Source organism: Paraburkholderia sp. USG1, from assembly GCF_031570135.1.
Lineage (GTDB): Bacteria > Pseudomonadota > Gammaproteobacteria > Burkholderiales > Burkholderiaceae > Paraburkholderia > Paraburkholderia dioscoreae.
The window spans coordinates 76732-93207 of the sequence record NZ_JAMWXW010000026.1 but is presented as its reverse complement, the minus strand read 5'-3'; the positions used below and the strand labels follow the sequence as shown (position 1 = coordinate 93207).

Sequence of the window (16476 nt, the reverse complement as noted above, 5' to 3'; positions counted from 1 at the left end):
CTCAATCGGGCGAAACGGGGCGAGCGGCGGAGGTTGGTTGGCCCGCTGCGGTAGGGTCGGCGGATGCGTCGGCGGTCTGGCCCGGTGCGGGGTTCTTGCCGTAAAACGGCGCGTTCCTGAGAGCAAGTCGCAGAGCCTGCCAGTGAATTCTCGTGACGACACCAACCGTCAGCAGCGGCTGGCGCAGCAGCGCGGCGAGCGCGGTCGCGCGCGTTAGCGGCGTCAAACGGCCGCCCAATGCGGTGCGCAGCAACAGGCCGTCCGCGTCGTGATAGTCGATCGAGACCGACGCGCTGTTGAGCGATTCCTTGATGCGGAAGGTGTAGCCGCCCTCAACGCGACAAAACGGCGACACGTGCAGCACTTTGCGGCACATGAGCCGCGTGTCCGCAGTGATCGGTGCGTTGCCGTCCGCACTCAGCAGATAACTGTGGCGCTCGCCGAATGTGTTGCGCACTTCGGCCAGCAGCGCGCGCAACCGGCCTTCGCGATCATGACAAAACCAGAAGCTGACCGGATTGAACGCATAGCCGAATACGCGCGGGAAAGCTTGCAACCAGATCCGGCCGTTCGCTTCTTCAACACCGGCTTGCGATAGTTGCGCGCGCATCCATGTGGCAAGGTCGCTGCCGTCGCGCGAACCGTGGTCACGCTGATGCAGACCAAGCGGCCGCCAACGGTCTATGCCGAACCAGCCGCTATCGAGCGCGGTCAGCCTATCCAGGTCGCAACGCACGTAAAACACCGGGTAGGTGAAACGATGATGCTTCGGCCGCAGACGCTCGTGCATCACCTTGCCGGTCAGAAGCCAGGCGGCCGGATCGGTGCAGGTGCAGGTGCAGGTGCTGTTGCGGCTGTCGCTCGGCGGTTTCATAGCCTGGCCCATGCCGGCGACGCGTCGAAATCCGCGGCCACGCGCAGCGCCGATTTCAGACCGTCCTCGTGGAAGCCGTAGCCCGTCCACGCGCCCGCGAACCAAGTGCGGCGCTTGCCCTGCAGCGAAGGCAGACGGTGCTGCGCGTCGATAGCGGCCAGATCGAACAGCGGATGGTCGTACACGAAGCGGCGCAATTCGGCGCCCGGCGCCGGCTGGGCCACCGGGTTGAGCGTGACGACGAGCGGCGTGCTGAACGGCAGCGGCTGCAACTGATTGACCAGATAGCTGACGCACACCGGATGCGTGCCGTCGACACTTCGGCTGCCCAGGTAATTCCACGCCGACCACACGCGCTGCCGACGCGGCAGCAGATTGGTATCCGTATGCAGCACGGCGACGTTCGGTTGATAGCGCACGGCGGCGAGTACGCCGCGCTCGTCCTGATCGGCGTCTTCCAGCAGACGCAGCGTGGTCGGCGCGTGCGTGGCGAGCACCAGCGCGTCGAAGCGCTCGGTGCCGCCGTCGGTGAACACGTCGACGCCGTCAGCGTCGCGCCGCACGCCGCGGACCGCCGTGCCGATGCGGACATCGCCGAGCGTGCCCGCTATCTGCCTCACGTATTCCCGGCCACCGCCTGCCACGGTCTTCCACTGCGGCCGGCGGTTCACCTGCAACAGCGCATGGTTCAGACAGAAGCGCAGGAACGTCGCGGCCGGGAACGCGAGGATGTCGGCGGTGGCGCTCGACCAGATCGCGGCGGCCATCGGCAGCAAATACTGCCGCTGGAACGCGCCGCCGTAGCCGCCTTCGGTCAGCAACTCGCCCATCGACGCACGCGTTTGAATCGCCAGTTCGAGGTTGCGTTGCGCGCCGCCGTTAAAGCGCACGATGTCGCGCAGCATGCCGATGAAGGTCGGCGAAAACAGGTTGCGACGCTGCGCGAACACCGTGTTCAGACTGCTGCCGGCCCATTCGAGGCGGCCCGCGTCGAGCGAAACCGAGAAGGTCATGTCGCTCGGATGCGACCGGACGCCCAGTTCGGCGAGCAGCGCGATCAGGTTCGGATAGGTGCGGTCGTTGAACACCAGGAAGCCGGTGTCGACCGGATGGCTGTGGCCATCGAGCGTGACGTCCACGGTGTTGGTGTGGCCGCCCAGATAGCCGGCCGATTCGAACAGCGTGACACGATGATTGCGCGTGAGCAGATAGGCGCTAGCCAAACCCGAGATACCGGCGCCGATGACCGCGACCCGCGAGCCGCGCGGCAGTGGTGAGGTCGGTGCGGAATGGGGCATGGGCGCCTCTCCTGATCGGGGGCGCGCGGTCGGTTAGTGGGGTGTGCGGCGAGGGTTGCGCGTCCTTGAGGGGATTTACGCAGCCAAGGGTGAATTGGATGCAAAGGCGGTGGATCGAGCCATTTTTGATTCAACAGGTCTGGGTAGCCCGATCGTGCGAAGGCGGGTGATGCCATTTCGCGGCTGTCTTCGGCGCCCAGCATGTGGATGCGGACAAGTCGCGCGGCGCCGATTGACCGCACCGCCGCTGTCCGCCGCATTTCACCTGGCCGGCGCTTCGGTTCAAGGCTTGCTGCTTGCGTCTGTACCGGGTCGGGGCAGCGTGAAATTCAGGGTGCCGCGTCCAGAATTGAGGTCCACGTCGATCCCTTTCGCGTCCGGAGAATCCGGATCGACCTTGGGCCAGGACAGATGAAACCACGTGCCCTTGTCGTCGGTGATCGCGGCGTAGGTGGTCCCGTCCGGCGCGAAGCTTTCCTGAAGCACGTGTGTGCCGTTGCCGTCGAATATATCGATGCCCGCCAGGTCGTCCCGATCGTCGAATTGCACGTACTTGCCCGGGGGAACGGACGGAGGCGGTTGCGGCACGAAGATGTCCTTCACCTTTCCATTGTCGTAGTAAGTGAAGGTGGTCGGCGACCCGGCTTGCGGATTCGGCGAGGGGACTGCGGATATTTGCGGGTCACGTCCATTGATCGAGAAGCTGTCATGCGATCGCTTTCCCGTCACCGGGTCTCTGGGGCCGAACAGATCGAACTCCGTGCCGCGTTTGGTATCGGTCACGAAGTATCGACTCCCGTCCCGTCCGATGGTCTCCTGCGAGTGTCTGCCGTTGCCGTCAAAGTTTTCCATGCTCTGCAAGTTCCCCTGGTCGTCGAAGCGCAAGTAGCGGCCCGGGGGAACGGGTGGAGGCGATTGCGGTATGAAGTCGTTGCGATTTCCGGTCTGGTCGTGGGTCACGGCCGGCGGTGGAATATTCACGTTGGTCATGGAGGATCCTCGTTGCGGGTCCAGAGGAAATCGAGAGCACAATGCTTCGAAATTCAGGAAGCCCTGGTTTGCTGGATGAACCAAGGACATATTCGAATGTTGCGGTGGGCAATGGGTAGTGCATATACGAGACGGGCGGCCGCCTTTTCCAATGCAACCATCTCCAACTGCCGAGGAATCGCTGCTTTTGCCTGATCGAACGCAGGGACTTCCGTTGGCCGCTTCGCGTCCAGTTTTACCAGCACGCGTGCATTATCGACAACGAGCGGCGCAGGGGTAACGCCACCGCGAGGCAACTGCGCCAGCGCCTGGGCTAACGGCAACGGCACACCTTGTGTATGCTCGTCGATAACCGGTGTTCTGAAGCTGACCCACGCTAGCTCACCACCGACAGACCTGCTCGGTGCGGTGCTGTGCTCCCGGGCGAGCCGGTCGAATGCCACGCCGGATTTCAATTGTGCAAGGACAACAGCGGCCGTTGCGTCGTCCGCGATCGAAACGCTGCGAGGCTTGTATTCATCCTTGCCGAGTGACGCGACGATCTGATCGTACTGAGCTCTTACCTGCAATCCGTGACCGGTTCCGCGTGTGGGTGCTTATATCAACGCCAGCGTTCCGTTCCACTTCTGGAATCGACGCACGACAGTCTGCTCATACGCGAGTCGTCGTCGTGCCCCTCTCCGCCTCGTGTAAAGTGGACGAAGTCGAGTGCCAAACGTATGCGCATCGCCTCCGGCAAAGTCTAAGCAGAAACTCCGACGCGCTACGAAACGTACGTGGGACAGTAAAGAACCCCAGACGCGCAAAACTGTCTTGATAGTCGAGTTGACAGTCGAAAAGCAAAAACCCCGCAGAATGAAAATTCTGCGGGGTTTTCTAAATTTGGCGGAAAGGGTGAGATTCGAACTCACGGTACCCCTAAAGGTACACTGGATTTCGAGTCCAGCGCATTCGACCACTCTGCCACCTTTCCGTGTCTTCCAACTCGCAACAACCGTACTGCAGGGCTGCTATCAAGCCAGATCCAAGCGGGTCGCTGCTTGGGAGAGAAAGATTATAGAACAGCTTAATTCGATTTCCAAGCCCCTCGTCAAAAATTTTTAAAGAGGCTTGGCAACCATTCACGGCAACCCGCCGCGCTCAAATCAGGCAGCCGGCAATTCCAGCCGCTCCAAACCGCCGAGGTACGGGCGCAACGCGGTCGGCACAGTGACCGAACCATCGGCGTTCTGGAAGTTCTCCAGCACCGCCACGAGCGTACGGCCGACGGCCAGCCCCGAACCATTCAGCGTATGCACCAGCTCCGGCTTGCCCTGCGCATTGCGATAACGGGCCTGCATGCGGCGAGCCTGGAACGACTCAGTATTCGAGCAGCTCGAAATTTCGCGATACGTATTCTGCGCCGGCACCCACACTTCCAGATCGTACGTCTTGGCAGCAGAAAACCCCATGTCGCCGGTGCACAGCGTAATCACGCGGTACGGCAACTCCAGCTTCTGCAGAATCGTTTCAGCGTGGCCGACCATCTGTTCCAGCGCGTCGTACGAGGTCTCCGGCGCGACGATCTGCACCATCTCGACCTTGTCGAACTGATGCTGGCGGATCAGACCACGCGTGTCGCGGCCATACGAGCCCGCTTCCGAGCGGAAGCACGGCGAATGCGCGGTCAGCTTGATCGGCAGCGCGTCCGCTTCGACAATGCTGTCGCGCACCGTGTTCGTCAGCGAAATTTCCGACGTGGAAATCAGATATTGCGTAACCGTGTTTTCGTCACCGCCCTTCTCGACGCGGAACATATCGTCGGCGAACTTCGGCAGTTGGCCGGTGCCGTACAGAATTTCCGGATTCACGATGTACGGCGTGTAGATCTCCGTATAGCCGTGGTGCTGCGTGTGCGTGTCGATCATGAACTGCGCCAGCGCGCGATGCAGCCGTGCAATCTGGCCGCGCAGCATGGTGAAGCGCGCGCCCGAGAGCTTCGCGCCGGTCTCGAAGTCGAGCCCGAGCGGCGCGCCGACGTCCACATGATCCTTCACCTCGAACTCGAACTGCCGCGGTGTGCCCCAGCGGCGCACTTCCACGTTTTCGGTTTCGTCCTTGCCCAACGGCACGCTTTCGTGCGGCAGGTTCGGCACGCCGAGCAGCAGGTCCGACAGACGCTTCTGGATCTCGTCGAGCCTGGCCGCCGAAGCCTTCATCTCGTCGCCGATACCGCTCACTTCGGCCATCACCGCCGAGGTGTCCTCGCCCTTGCCTTTCAGCGCGCCGATCTGTTTCGACAGACTGTTGCGGCGCGCCTGCATCTCTTCGGTACGGGTCTGGGTATCGCGGCGTTCCGCTTCGAGCGCGGTGAAGGCCGCCACGTCGAGGGTATAGCCGCGGTCGGCGAGGCGTTTGGCAACGCCGTCGAGGTCTTTGCGCAGCAGCTGAATGTCGAGCATGGAATGGGGCGGATGTTCGTTGTATGAAGGTGGGATTTTAGCGCACCGGCGCGGGCGGCCGGTGGGTTAGATGGTCAGCGTGAGCGCAAAGCCGACCGGGCGTGCGCCGCTGCGCGAGACAAGGTACGAACCGACGCGCTCAACGAGGCGCATTGCGAAGCGCAAACAGACTGCACGACGAGGTAAAGACCGAGCCGCGGAACAAGCCGCGAAAAAGCCGCACCACGAGCCACAAACCAGCCACAAACCGAACTGCGAAAAAAGCACCCAGCAACGCACCGGACCAGCTCACCCCTTCTTCGGCTTGTTCTCGCTACGCCACTGCGCGTCCAGTTCGGCCAGACGCGCCATCTTGTCGCCGATCTTGCCTTCCAGACCGCGCGGCGTCGGTTCGTACCAATGCGGATCGCGCATGTTCTCCGGCAGATAGGTCTCGCCGGCCGCGTACGCATCGGGTTCGTCGTGCGCGTAGCGGTATTCGTGACCGTAGCCGAGTTCCTTCATCAGCCTGGTGGGCGCGTTGCGCAGATGCACCGGCACGCCGCGCGACTGGTCTTTGCTGACGAAGCGGCGCGCCTCGTTATACGCGTTGTACCCGGCATTGGACTTCGGCGCGACCGCCAGATAGATGATGGCCTGCGCAAGCGCCAGTTCGCCCTCAGGCGTGCCGAGGCGCTCATAGGTTTCGGCGGCGTCGAGCGCGATGCGCGCGGCGCGCGGATCGGCGAGGCCGATATCTTCCCACGCCATGCGCACGATGCGGCGCGCCAGATAGCGCGGGTCCGCGCCGCCGTCGAGCATGCGGCAGAACCAGTACAGCGCGCCGTCCGGGCTGCTGCCGCGCACCGATTTATGCAGCGCGCTGATCTGGTCGTAGAATGCGTCGCCGCCTTTGTCGAAGCGGCGCAGGTTTTCGGCAAGCGCACTGCCGAGCAAGGCACCGTCGATCTCTGTGGTCTTTTGCTGTGAAGCCGCCCGCGCGACGATTTCGAGGTTGTTCAGCAGCTTGCGGCCGTCGCCGTCGGCGGAACCGATCAGCGCGTCGCGGGCTTCGTCGGTGAACGTGAGGCCGCCGAGTTCCTTTTGCGCGCGCTCGAGCAGCTCGCGCTGCTCTTCGTCGGTCAGGCTTTTCAGCACGTAGACGGCGGCACGCGAGAGCAAAGCGCTATTCACTTCGAACGACGGATTCTCGGTCGTCGCGCCGACGAACACGAACAGCCCCGACTCGACGTGCGGCAAGAACGCATCTTGCTGGCTCTTGTTGAAACGATGCACCTCGTCGACGAACACGAGCGTCTGATGCCCGTTCGCGCGATGAATCTGCGCGGTCTCGACGGCCTCGCGGATATCCTTCACGCCCGAGAGCACCGCGGACAACGCGATGAACTCGGCATGAAAGGCATCGGCCATGAGTCGGGCGAGCGTGGTTTTACCGACGCCGGGCGGCCCCCAGAGGATCATCGAATGGGCTTCGCCGGATTCGAATGCGACCCGCAGCGGCTTGTTCGGGCCGAGCAGGTGCTTCTGGCCGATCACTTCGTCGATATTGCGGGGCCGCAGGCGTTCGGCGAGCGGAACATTGGCACGGGTTTCTTCAAACATGACGTTTTGGGGATAATCTCGGCTTTTCCGGACGCGGTCCGTGTGAAGGCGGCGTACTGCCGGTGAGCCACGCCAGCACGCAAAAGTGCGGGCAACGTCCTGCATTATGACAGTGACGGCGCCCGAACGAAGGCGGCGCACTGCGCCGGGACGAGCCGGGCGCCGCGACCCGTGCAAAAATCCGGCAAAGTACGACGCAACAGGGCACGCAATCGAAGCCCCAGCCGCGGACATAACAGCAAACGCAACCGCCGACGCAACATCGCATGCAAATCGGCAAGCAACACCAACAGGGACAAGACCAGATGGCACAAGATCCACTCGCCGGCGACGCCGGTTCCACTTACGCACCGCTCATGCCGGTGCCCGATGCGCGCCGCGCGTTCCGCACCGGCGACGCCTTCGCGCTCTGGTTCTCGCTCGGCATCGGCCTGCTGGTCGCGCAAGCGGGCGCGCTGCTGGTGCCCGGGCTGTCGCTGCCGCATGCGTTGCTGGCGATCGTGATCGGCAGCGTGATCGGCGTCGTGCTGCTGGCGCTGGCGGGCGTGATCGGCACGGATACGGGGCTCGCGGCGATGTCGTCTCTGCGGCCGACGCTCGGCGTGCGCGGCGCGTCGGTGCCCGCCGTGCTGAACGCGGTGCAACTGGTCGGCTGGGGTTCGTTCGAGGTGATCGTGATGCGCGATTCCGCCGACGCCCTCGCCAAACAGGCCTTCGGCCTCTCCATGCCGCTCATCTGGACGGTGATCTTCGGGCTGCTCGCGACGCTGCTGGCGATCAGCGGACCGCTCTCGTTCGTGCGGCGCTTTCTGCGCACGTGGGGCATCTGGCTGTTGCTCGCGGGCGCGGCGTGGCTGACATGGAATCTGCTCGCAAAACACGATCTGGCTGCGCTGATGCAGCGTCCGGGCACGGGCGAGATGTCGTTCGGCGGCGCCATCGATCTGGTGGTCGCCATGCCGCTGTCGTGGCTGCCGCTGATCGCGGACTACACGCGCTTCGGCCGGCGCGCCGGTGAGACGTTCCGCGGCACGCTGCTCGGCTACGGCATCGCCAACATCTGGTTTTACGCGCTCGGCGCGATCTACGGCCTCGCGGCAGGCGGCGGCGACGCGCTGCTGACAAGCGCGCTGGCGCAAGCCGGCGGCGGCCTCGCGCTGCTGCTGATCCTGATCGACGAAGTCGACAACGCGTTCGCCGACATTCACTCCGCCGCGGTATCGACGGGCACGTTCTGGACGCGCGGCAGCGTGCCCATCCTGTCGGCGGCGTTCGGCGCGCTGTGCACGCTGATCGCCCTGCTCGTGCCGATGGCGAAGTATCAGAACTTCCTGCTGCTGATCGGCTCGGTGTTCGCGCCGCTGTTCGGCGTGGTGCTGGTGGATCACTTCATCGTGCGCAAGCGCCGTATCGAAGCTGCGGTTCTCGCCGACGTGCGCGGCCGTTACGGCTTCTCGGGCGGCTGGCATCTGAGCGCGTTCCTCGCGTGGGCCATCGGCATCGTCGCGTATCAGGCGATCAATCAATGGCTGCCGAATCTCGGCGCGACGCTGCCCGCGCTGGTAATCGGCGCGGTGTGCTATCTGGCGTTCGTGTCGGCGCGCAAGACTGCGTATGCGTGATTGAACTAACGTCACTGTTAAACGCGAAGAGGCCTGCAAATGCAGGCCTTTTCTGTTTGCGAGGTCACTTCAGCGCGTGGACGCCCGATACTCGACGCCCGGCAGCACGCACAGCAATTCGAACGCGAGATTCGCGCCGAGCAGCGCGGTCGTGCCAAACGGATCGTACGGCGGCGCGACTTCGACCAGATCGCAGCCGACGATATTCAGCCCACGCGAACCGCGAATGATCTCCAGCGCCTGCGGCACCGTCAAACCGGCGATTTCCGGCGTGCCCGTACCCGGCGCAAAGGCCGGATCGATCCCGTCGATGTCGAACGTGATGTACACCGGACCGTCGCCCATGCGCTCGCGCACACGCGCCATCAGCGGCGCGAGCGACTGGTTCCAGCAGGCCTCGGCCTGCACGACTTCGAAACCCTGATCGCGGCACCAGTCGAAGTCTTCCGCCGCGTAACCCGTGCCGCGCAAACCGATTTGCACGACGCGCTCGCAATCGAGCAAGCCTTCTTCCACCGCGCGGCGGAACGGCGTGCCGTGCGCGATCTTCTCGCCCATCATCGTGTCGTTGACGTCGGCGTGCGCGTCGACGTGAATCAGGCCGACCTTGCCGTGCTTGCGATGAATCGCGCGCAGGATCGGCAGCGCGATGGTGTGATCGCCGCCCAGCGTGATCGGCGTGCAATCGTGCTGGAGAATTTCGTCGTACGCGGTTTCGATGCGCTTGATCGAATCGTGCAGGTTGTACGGATTGATCGCGACGTCGCCGAGGTCGGCCACGCGCAGCGAATCGAACGGTGCCGCGCGCGTCGCCATGTTGTACGGGCGCAGCAGCACGGACTCGCTGCGGATCTGGCGCGGCCCGAAGCGCGCGCCGGTACGGTTCGAGGTGCCGAGATCGAACGGCACGCCGACGAAGCAGGCGTCGAACCCTTCGGCCGAGCCGACGTTCGGCAGCCGCATCATCGTCGCAATGCCGCCGCAGCGCGGCATCGCGTTGCCGGACAGCGGCTGCGGCCGTTCGCCGGCTTCGGCGTTAATGAAGGAAGAGGTATTCATCGTGTCTCGGCAATGAAAAAAGGACAGCACGCAAAATCATGCAGACCGGCCGAGGAGGAGCGTCTGAACCGCACCTTGCCGGGCGAATCTCGATTCTTGAGCAGTTTCCCAGAACTTAAAATACCTACGGCATAAACTTCACATTGATTCCCAGCGATGTATCCTGACCCATGTTCTCCCAACTCACCGATCTCGACCTGCGGCTGATCCGCGTATTTCTCGCCATTGTCGACGCGGGCGGCGTCTCACCGGCCCAGGCGACCCTGAACGTCGGCCAGTCGACTATCAGCACACAGCTTGCCACACTCGAAACGCGCCTCGGCTACCGGCTGTGCGAGCGCGGCCGCGGCGGCTTCAGTCTGACCGCACGCGGCGAGCAGTTCATCGACGCCGCCCGCGCGCTGCTGTCGGCCGTCGATACCTTCGGCATGCAGGCGCGCAACGTGGGCCGCAAGCTGGTCGGCACGCTCGATATCGGCATGATCGGCCACACGCCGGTGTCGGCGAGCACGCGCATCAGCGACGCGATCGGCCGGTTCCGGGCGCGCGATCAGTCGGTGCGGTTTTCGATTCTGGTGCGCTCTCCCGGCGAGTTGGAGGAACTGCTGCTCAATGGGCGGATTCAGATCGGCATCGGCTATTTCTGGCACCGCGTACCGTCGCTCGAATATACCGAGGTGTTCGCGGAAGATCAGTTCGCTTATTGCGCGAAAGGGCATCCGCTGTTCGCGCAAGCAGGCGAGGTGCAGCCCGCCGAGGCCGCGCAGCATGAATGGGCGTGGCGCAGTTATCCGCTGCCCGAAGCCGAGAGTTCGACCAGGCCGCAGAATGTCACCGCCGTCGCGGACAACATGGAAGCGGTCGCGATGCTGGTGCTCTCCGGGCATCATCTCGGCTATCTGCCGGGGCATTTCGCGGCGCCGTTCGTCAAGCAAGGGCTGCTCGCCGCGCTGAATCCGGCTCAGATGCGCTACCGCGTCGCGTTCCATATGGTCACGCGGGCGCGGCAGCATCGCACGGATATCGTCGAAGCGTTTATCGACGATATGAAGGCCGCGCATCCCATGCAGGTTTTGCAGGTGGATGAATAACGCGCGCAATAAAAAGCCGCGCACGGAGCGCGGCTTTCTGCCAATCACACACCACCCGCAGGCGGTTTATCCGTTGATCACGTCCGCGCCCTTCGGCACCGTGAACTTGAACGCATCGGCCGGTAGCGGCGGATTCTTCTGAATGTTCGAGAAGGTCAGCAGCGTGACGTTGCCGAACACGTCGTGCAATTCCATCGCTTCCAGATTGCCGTCCTTGAAGCCGATGCCCACGCGCTGAAACTGCGTGTCTTTCGCCTTCGGCGTCAGTTCGAGCCAGTCGATGCCGGCCTTCACGCCCGCGTCACGCAGCGTGAAGTTCCTGTCGAGATCGTTGCTGCCGAACAGGATCGCCGCAGGGCTCGCGCCGAGCGCGCCGCCGAGACTGCGCACCGTCACCTGATTCAGATCCTTGTCGTACACGAAGAGCTTGTCGCCGTCCGCTTGCAGCAGTTGGGCATAGGGCTTCTCGTATTGCCAGATGAACTTGCCGGGACGCGCGAACGTGAACGTGCCGCTCGACGTGCCGGTCTTGCCGGCGCCCGTGGTGGACAAGGTACCGCTTGCGCCCTGCGCCTTGCTCGGCGCCCGCACTTCCTGCTGCACGAAGGTGCCGCGCGCCGAATGCACTTGCGCGACGAACGCCTTCAGTTGCTCGGTGCCGCTCGCGAATGCCTGCGATGCGAACAGCACGGACGCGCCGATCGCCACACTGCCCACACTACGCACGAGGGTCCGCGCGAACTGGCCGAAACGGCCGGATTGAGCATTCTCTCGAGCGTGCTGCTGCGCGAATAGCCGCATGTAGTTTTCTCCCTTGATTGAATTCGTTGAGCGGTCATGACCGACGGCGCGCCACCGCTTCGCGTCGGAACCGAGGCCATCTGGCTCACTCCGCTTCCCGCGCCGGCGCCAGAATCTCGCGATTGCCGTTCGACGACATGGCCGACACCACGCCCGAGTTCTCCATCTGCTCGAGCAGGCGCGCCGCGCGGTTATAGCCGATGCGCAAATGCCGCTGCACCAGCGAGATCGACGCGCGGCGGTTCTTCAACACTACGTCGACCGCCTGGTCGTATAACGGGTCCGACTCGCCGTCGCCCGATCCGGTTCCCCCCGCGCCTGCGGAGCCTTCGTCGCCCTCGCCCGTCACGCCGCCTTCGAGAATGCCCTCGATGTAGTTCGGCTCGCCCTGTTCCTTGAGTTTGTCGACCACACGATGCACTTCCTCGTCCGACACGAACGCGCCGTGCACGCGCACCGGCAGGCCGCTGCCCGGCGGCAGATACAGCATGTCGCCCATGCCGAGCAGCGATTCCGCGCCCTGCTGATCGAGAATGGTGCGCGAGTCGATCTTCGAGGACACCTGGAACGCCATCCGCGTCGGCACGTTGGCCTTGATGAGCCCGGTAATCACGTCCACCGACGGACGCTGCGTAGCCAGAATCAGGTGAATGCCGGCCGCGCGCGCCTTCTGCGCGATCCGCGCGATCAGTTCTTCGACCTTCTTGCCGACCACCATCATCAGGTCGGCTAGTTCGTCGATCACCACCACGATGTTCGGCAGGCGCGTGAGCGGCTCCGGATCGTCCGGCGTGAGGCTGAACGGATTCGGCAGCTTTTCTTCGCGTTTGGCGGCTTCGTCGATCTTGTTGTTGTAGCCGGCGAGGTTACGCACGCCGAGTTTGCTCATCAGCTTGTAGCGGCGCTCCATTTCGGCCACCGCCCAGTTCAGCGCGTGACCGGCCTGGCGCATGTCCGTCACCACCGGACAGAGTAGATGCGGAATGCCTTCGTACACGCTCATTTCCAGCATCTTCGGATCGATCAGGATCATGCGGACCTGATCGGCGCTCGCCTTGTAGAGCAGCGACAGGATCATCGCGTTGATCCCCACCGACTTGCCCGAACCCGTCGTACCGGCTACCAGCAAGTGCGGCATCTTCGCGAGGTCGGCGCACACCGGTTTGCCGCCGATGTCTTTACCCAAGCCCATTGTCAGCGGCGACGCGGCGTCCGCATACACCGCCGAGCCGAGAATCTCCGAGAGACTGACGGTCTGACGGCGCTGGTTCGGCAACTCCAGCGCCATGAAATTCTTGCCCGGAATCGTTTCGACCACACGGATCGACACGAGCGAGAGCGACCGCGCGAGGTCTTTGGCGAGACCGACGATCTGGCTGCCCTTCACACCCGTGGCCGGCTCGATTTCATAGCGCGTGACCACCGGGCCGGGATACGCCGCGACCACGCTCACATCGACACCGAAGTCCTTGAGCTTCTTCTCGATCAGGCGCGAGGTGAATTCCAGCGTATCCGCGGAGATGGTTTCCTGCGCGACGGGCGCGGCATCGAGCAGCGAAATGGGCGGCAAGGTGGAGTCGCCCGGCAGGTCCGTGAAGAGCGGCACCTGCCGTTCCTTCTCGACGCGTTCCGACTTGGCCGGTGTGATGACCGGCGGCACGATCATGACCGGCTCATGTTCCTCGATCCGCACGCGGCCCTTCTCGACCTTGCCTTCGCGCTTCACGGCGGCCGCTTCGCCCAGCTTTCGGTCGCGGCCGGCCTCGCGGCGCAGCTTCGCGAAGGTCACGGCGGAAATAATGGATTCGCCAACCTTCTCCGACACCGACAGCCACGAAAAGCGGAAATACAGCGACAGCCCGATGCCGAGCACGATCAGCAGCGCCAATGTGCCGCCCGTGAACCCCAGCGCATGCGACACGCCGCGCGCGACCGCCTCGCCGATCACGCCGCCCGGCGCGCGCGGCAACTGTACTTTCAGCGACCACATGCGCAAGGCCTCGATGCCGTCGCACGCCAGCAGCACGAGCATGAAGGCGAACGCGTCGGCGAGCCAACTCACGTCGCGCGGCGCGTCTTCCTGCAATTCCTCGTGACGGTTGATGCGCTTGTAGTTCGCGGAGATATGACGGCCGAGCAGCACGATCCACCAGTAGGCGGACAGGCCGAACAGCAGCAGCAGGATGTCCGACGTCCACGCGCCGACGCGGCCCGCCCAGTTGGCGATATGGTCGACCTGCGCGGCGTGGGTCCAGCTCGGATCGCGCCTGCTGTAGCTGACGAGCGCCATGAGCAGGAAAACGCCGAGCGCCACCTGCAGGATCCAGCGGATTTCGGTGAAGAGGCGCGACATGCGGTGCGGCAATGCCTGCGCGCTCGCGGAATAGGGAGCTTTTGCCATTGATCCTGTTGCGTGTGTGCCCGATTCCCGGCCTGGGTTGTCGCCTGGGCCGTAGCCGAGCCTCACCCAGCGGGGCTTCGGGCCCGATCCCGGCTTCCGGGAACTTCGATCCGGCCTATTGTAAACGCAGTGCCCCGCGCGAGGCTGTAAATGACGGTAACTTGGCCGTCTGGCCACAGAAAGGCGTTGCAGGGCGCGCCGCCGACGCTATCGGCGCGATCGGAAAGCTTGATGGAGCAGGCGGGCGCCCCGCCCTTTATAATGCCGCACTGATACCCAACTATAGTTCCAGCTCAAGTCGCGCGGCCTCGCATGGGCGAGCCGGGCGCCGTAAAAGGATTCGATCATGCCCGCAACTTCCACGAAACACGCCAAGGTTCTGATTCTCGGTTCCGGTCCCGCCGGCTACACGGCAGCGGTCTACGCGGCGCGCGCGAACCTCGCGCCGGTGCTCGTCACGGGCCTCGCCCAGGGCGGCCAGCTCATGACCACGACCGACGTCGAAAACTGGCCTGCCGACGCCAACGGCGTGCAAGGCCCGGAACTGATGGCGCGCTTTCTGGAGCACGCCGAGCGCTTCAACACTGAAATCATTTTCGACCACATCCACACGGCCAAGCTGGACGAGAAGCCGATCCGCCTGATCGGCGACTCGGGCGAATACACCTGCGACTCGCTGATCATCGCAACCGGCGCATCGGCGCAATACCTCGGGCTGCCGTCGGAAGAAGCGTTCATGGGCAAGGGCGTGTCGGCTTGCGCCACCTGCGACGGTTTCTTCTACAAGCAGCAGCATGTGGCCGTGATCGGTGGCGGCAATACCGCGGTCGAGGAAGCCCTCTATCTGGCCGGCATTGCGAAGAAGGTGACCGTGATCCATCGCCGCGACAAGTTCCGCGCCGAGCCGATCCTGATCGACCGTCTGCTGGCCAAAGAGAAAGAAGGCATTGTCGAGATCAAGTGGAACCACACGCTCGACGAAGTGACCGGCGACCAGTCCGGCGTGACCGGCCTGCGCATCAAGCACACGCAGACCGGCGAAACCACGGACCTCGCGCTGCAAGGCCTGTTCGTCGCGATCGGCCACAAGCCGAACACGGACATTTTCGCGGGCCAGTTGGAGATGAAGAACGGCTACATCATCACCAAGGGCGGCCTGAACGGTTTTGCGACCGCCACCAGCGTGCCGGGCGTATTTGCCGCGGGCGACGTGCAGGACCACGTGTACCGCCAGGCAATCACCAGCGCGGGCACGGGCTGTATGGCCGCGCTCGACGCGCAGCGCTATCTGGAAACCATCGACGAAATGGCCGGCGAGCACGCCATGAGTCAGGAAGCCGAGCGTTGATCGGCCGCGCCGGTCCGAGACCCGGCCGGGAAGATTAGCGCAACGGTAAAATGGCGGCTGGGCATGGCCCGGCCGCCTGCTCGAAGAAGGCCGCGGCTGAATAGCCGGCGGCCTTTTTGCATTCCGCTCGCAAACAAACGTCGCGCGACCGAACTACTTCTCTGCGTGTATTACCAATATGCCGAAGAATCAGCCCCATCCGAGCGAACCGAAGCGCGCGCGCGCCGTCGCGCGGCCCGCGCCCGAACCGGCTGCGCCCGCCGTCAAACCGAAACTCGAACCAGCGGCCGGTCTCGCCGGCCTCGGCGCGTTGCGCGATGCGCTAAAAGTCGACGCGCAACGGCGCGAGCGCGAACGGGCGGCCGCTGCGGCCGCGCAGCGCGAAGCCTCGGCGGACGCCGATCTGTTTCGCCGCGAGATCGGCTCGGTCGCGCCGCTAGCCGTGCCGCCGCGCGCCACGCTGCCGCGCAATCCCCCGCCGCCGCTGCCGGTGCAAACCCGGCTCGATGAAGAAGCCGTGCTGCACGAAGCGATCTCGGACGAGTTCGATCCCGAAGTCCTGCTGGAAACCGACGAAACGCTTTCCTACTGCCGCCCCGGCGTGAGTCAGGAAGTCGTGCGCAAACTGCGGCGCGGCGACTGGATCGTGCAGGCGCAGATCGACTTGCACGGCATGCGCCGCGAGGAAGCGCGCGAGGCGCTGGCGGAGTTCATCCGCGAGTCGGTGAAACGCGGCTTGCGGTGTTTGCGCGTGATTCACGGCAAGGGTCTGGGATCGATCGGCAAAGAGCCGGTGCTGAAAGGCAAAGTGCGCGCGTGGCTCGTGCAGAAGTCCGAAGTCATTGCGTTCTGCCAGGCGCGTCCGCACGACGGCGGCGCGGGAGCAGTGGTCGTTCTGCTGCAGCCTGGCGCCGTGCCGGCGCACGCCAGACCCTGACGGAGCCGCGGT

At 64.2% G+C, this 16476-nt stretch carries 13 protein-coding genes and 1 tRNA gene; 4 read left to right on the top strand and 10 right to left on the bottom strand.

Going from position 1 to position 16476, the window contains the following annotated elements; genetic code table 11:
• Position 1: 1 nt before the first annotated feature.
• The 7 genes from NE850_RS28820 to NE850_RS28790 form a co-directional block, all read right to left on the bottom strand.
• Positions 2-874, bottom strand: a complete 873-nt coding sequence (locus tag NE850_RS28820; protein WP_310699716.1) for a DUF1365 domain-containing protein — start codon at positions 872-874, stop codon at positions 2-4.
• Entirely contained in the window at positions 871-2172 is a 1302-nt protein-coding gene (locus NE850_RS28815; protein ID WP_310699715.1) for an FAD-dependent oxidoreductase, read from the bottom strand. Before NE850_RS28815 ends, NE850_RS28820 begins: the two co-directional genes overlap by 4 nt.
• 282 nt (positions 2173-2454) lie before the next feature.
• Entirely contained in the window at positions 2455-3162 is a 708-nt protein-coding gene (locus NE850_RS28810) for a hypothetical protein (protein WP_310699714.1), read from the bottom strand.
• A gap of 53 nt (positions 3163-3215) precedes the next feature.
• On the bottom strand, positions 3216-3731 hold the full coding sequence (locus NE850_RS28805) for a peptidylprolyl isomerase (protein ID WP_310699713.1): 516 nt from the start codon (positions 3729-3731) through the stop codon (positions 3216-3218).
• Positions 3732-4045: 314 nt separating this feature from the next.
• Positions 4046-4135, bottom strand: a tRNA-Ser gene (locus NE850_RS28800).
• A 172-nt stretch (positions 4136-4307) separates the two neighbouring features.
• Entirely contained in the window at positions 4308-5603 is a 1296-nt protein-coding gene (gene serS, locus NE850_RS28795; protein ID WP_310699712.1) for a serine--tRNA ligase, read from the bottom strand.
• Between the two features lie 288 nt (positions 5604-5891).
• Positions 5892-7205, bottom strand: a complete 1314-nt coding sequence (locus tag NE850_RS28790) for a replication-associated recombination protein A (RefSeq protein WP_007175872.1) — start codon at positions 7203-7205, stop codon at positions 5892-5894.
• A gap of 305 nt (positions 7206-7510) precedes the next feature.
• On the opposite strand from NE850_RS28790, the gene cytX reads away from it, so the two are divergent.
• Positions 7511-8827 (top strand): putative hydroxymethylpyrimidine transporter CytX, encoded by a 1317-nt coding sequence (gene cytX, locus NE850_RS28785; RefSeq protein ID WP_007175873.1) that lies wholly within the window; start codon positions 7511-7513, stop codon positions 8825-8827.
• Between the two features lie 69 nt (positions 8828-8896).
• On the opposite strand, the gene speB is transcribed toward cytX, so the two are convergent.
• Positions 8897-9886, bottom strand: a complete 990-nt coding sequence (speB, locus tag NE850_RS28780) for an agmatinase (RefSeq protein WP_310699711.1) — start codon at positions 9884-9886, stop codon at positions 8897-8899.
• A gap of 170 nt (positions 9887-10056) precedes the next feature.
• Between speB and NE850_RS28775 the strand changes: the two genes are divergently transcribed.
• A complete protein-coding gene (locus NE850_RS28775; RefSeq protein ID WP_007175875.1) occupies positions 10057-10977 on the top strand; it encodes a LysR family transcriptional regulator in 921 nt (306 codons plus the stop codon).
• A gap of 66 nt (positions 10978-11043) precedes the next feature.
• Here the strand turns inward: NE850_RS28775 and lolA are convergent, their stop codons facing one another.
• Both lolA and NE850_RS28765 read right to left on the bottom strand, forming a co-directional pair.
• Positions 11044-11778 carry an outer membrane lipoprotein chaperone LolA gene (gene lolA / locus NE850_RS28770; RefSeq protein ID WP_007175876.1) on the bottom strand — a complete coding sequence of 245 codons (735 nt, stop codon included), beginning with the start codon at positions 11776-11778 and terminating at the stop codon, positions 11044-11046.
• Between the two features lie 85 nt (positions 11779-11863).
• Positions 11864-14179, bottom strand: a complete 2316-nt coding sequence (locus NE850_RS28765) for a DNA translocase FtsK (RefSeq protein WP_007175877.1) — start codon at positions 14177-14179, stop codon at positions 11864-11866.
• A 346-nt stretch (positions 14180-14525) separates the two neighbouring features.
• Between NE850_RS28765 and trxB the strand changes: the two genes are divergently transcribed.
• Positions 14526-15527 (top strand): thioredoxin-disulfide reductase, encoded by a 1002-nt coding sequence (trxB, locus tag NE850_RS28760; protein ID WP_007175878.1) that lies wholly within the window; start codon positions 14526-14528, stop codon positions 15525-15527.
• Between the two features lie 178 nt (positions 15528-15705).
• Positions 15706-16464 (top strand): Smr/MutS family protein, encoded by a 759-nt coding sequence (locus NE850_RS28755; protein ID WP_007175879.1) that lies wholly within the window; start codon positions 15706-15708, stop codon positions 16462-16464.
• Positions 16465-16476 lie beyond the last annotated feature (12 nt).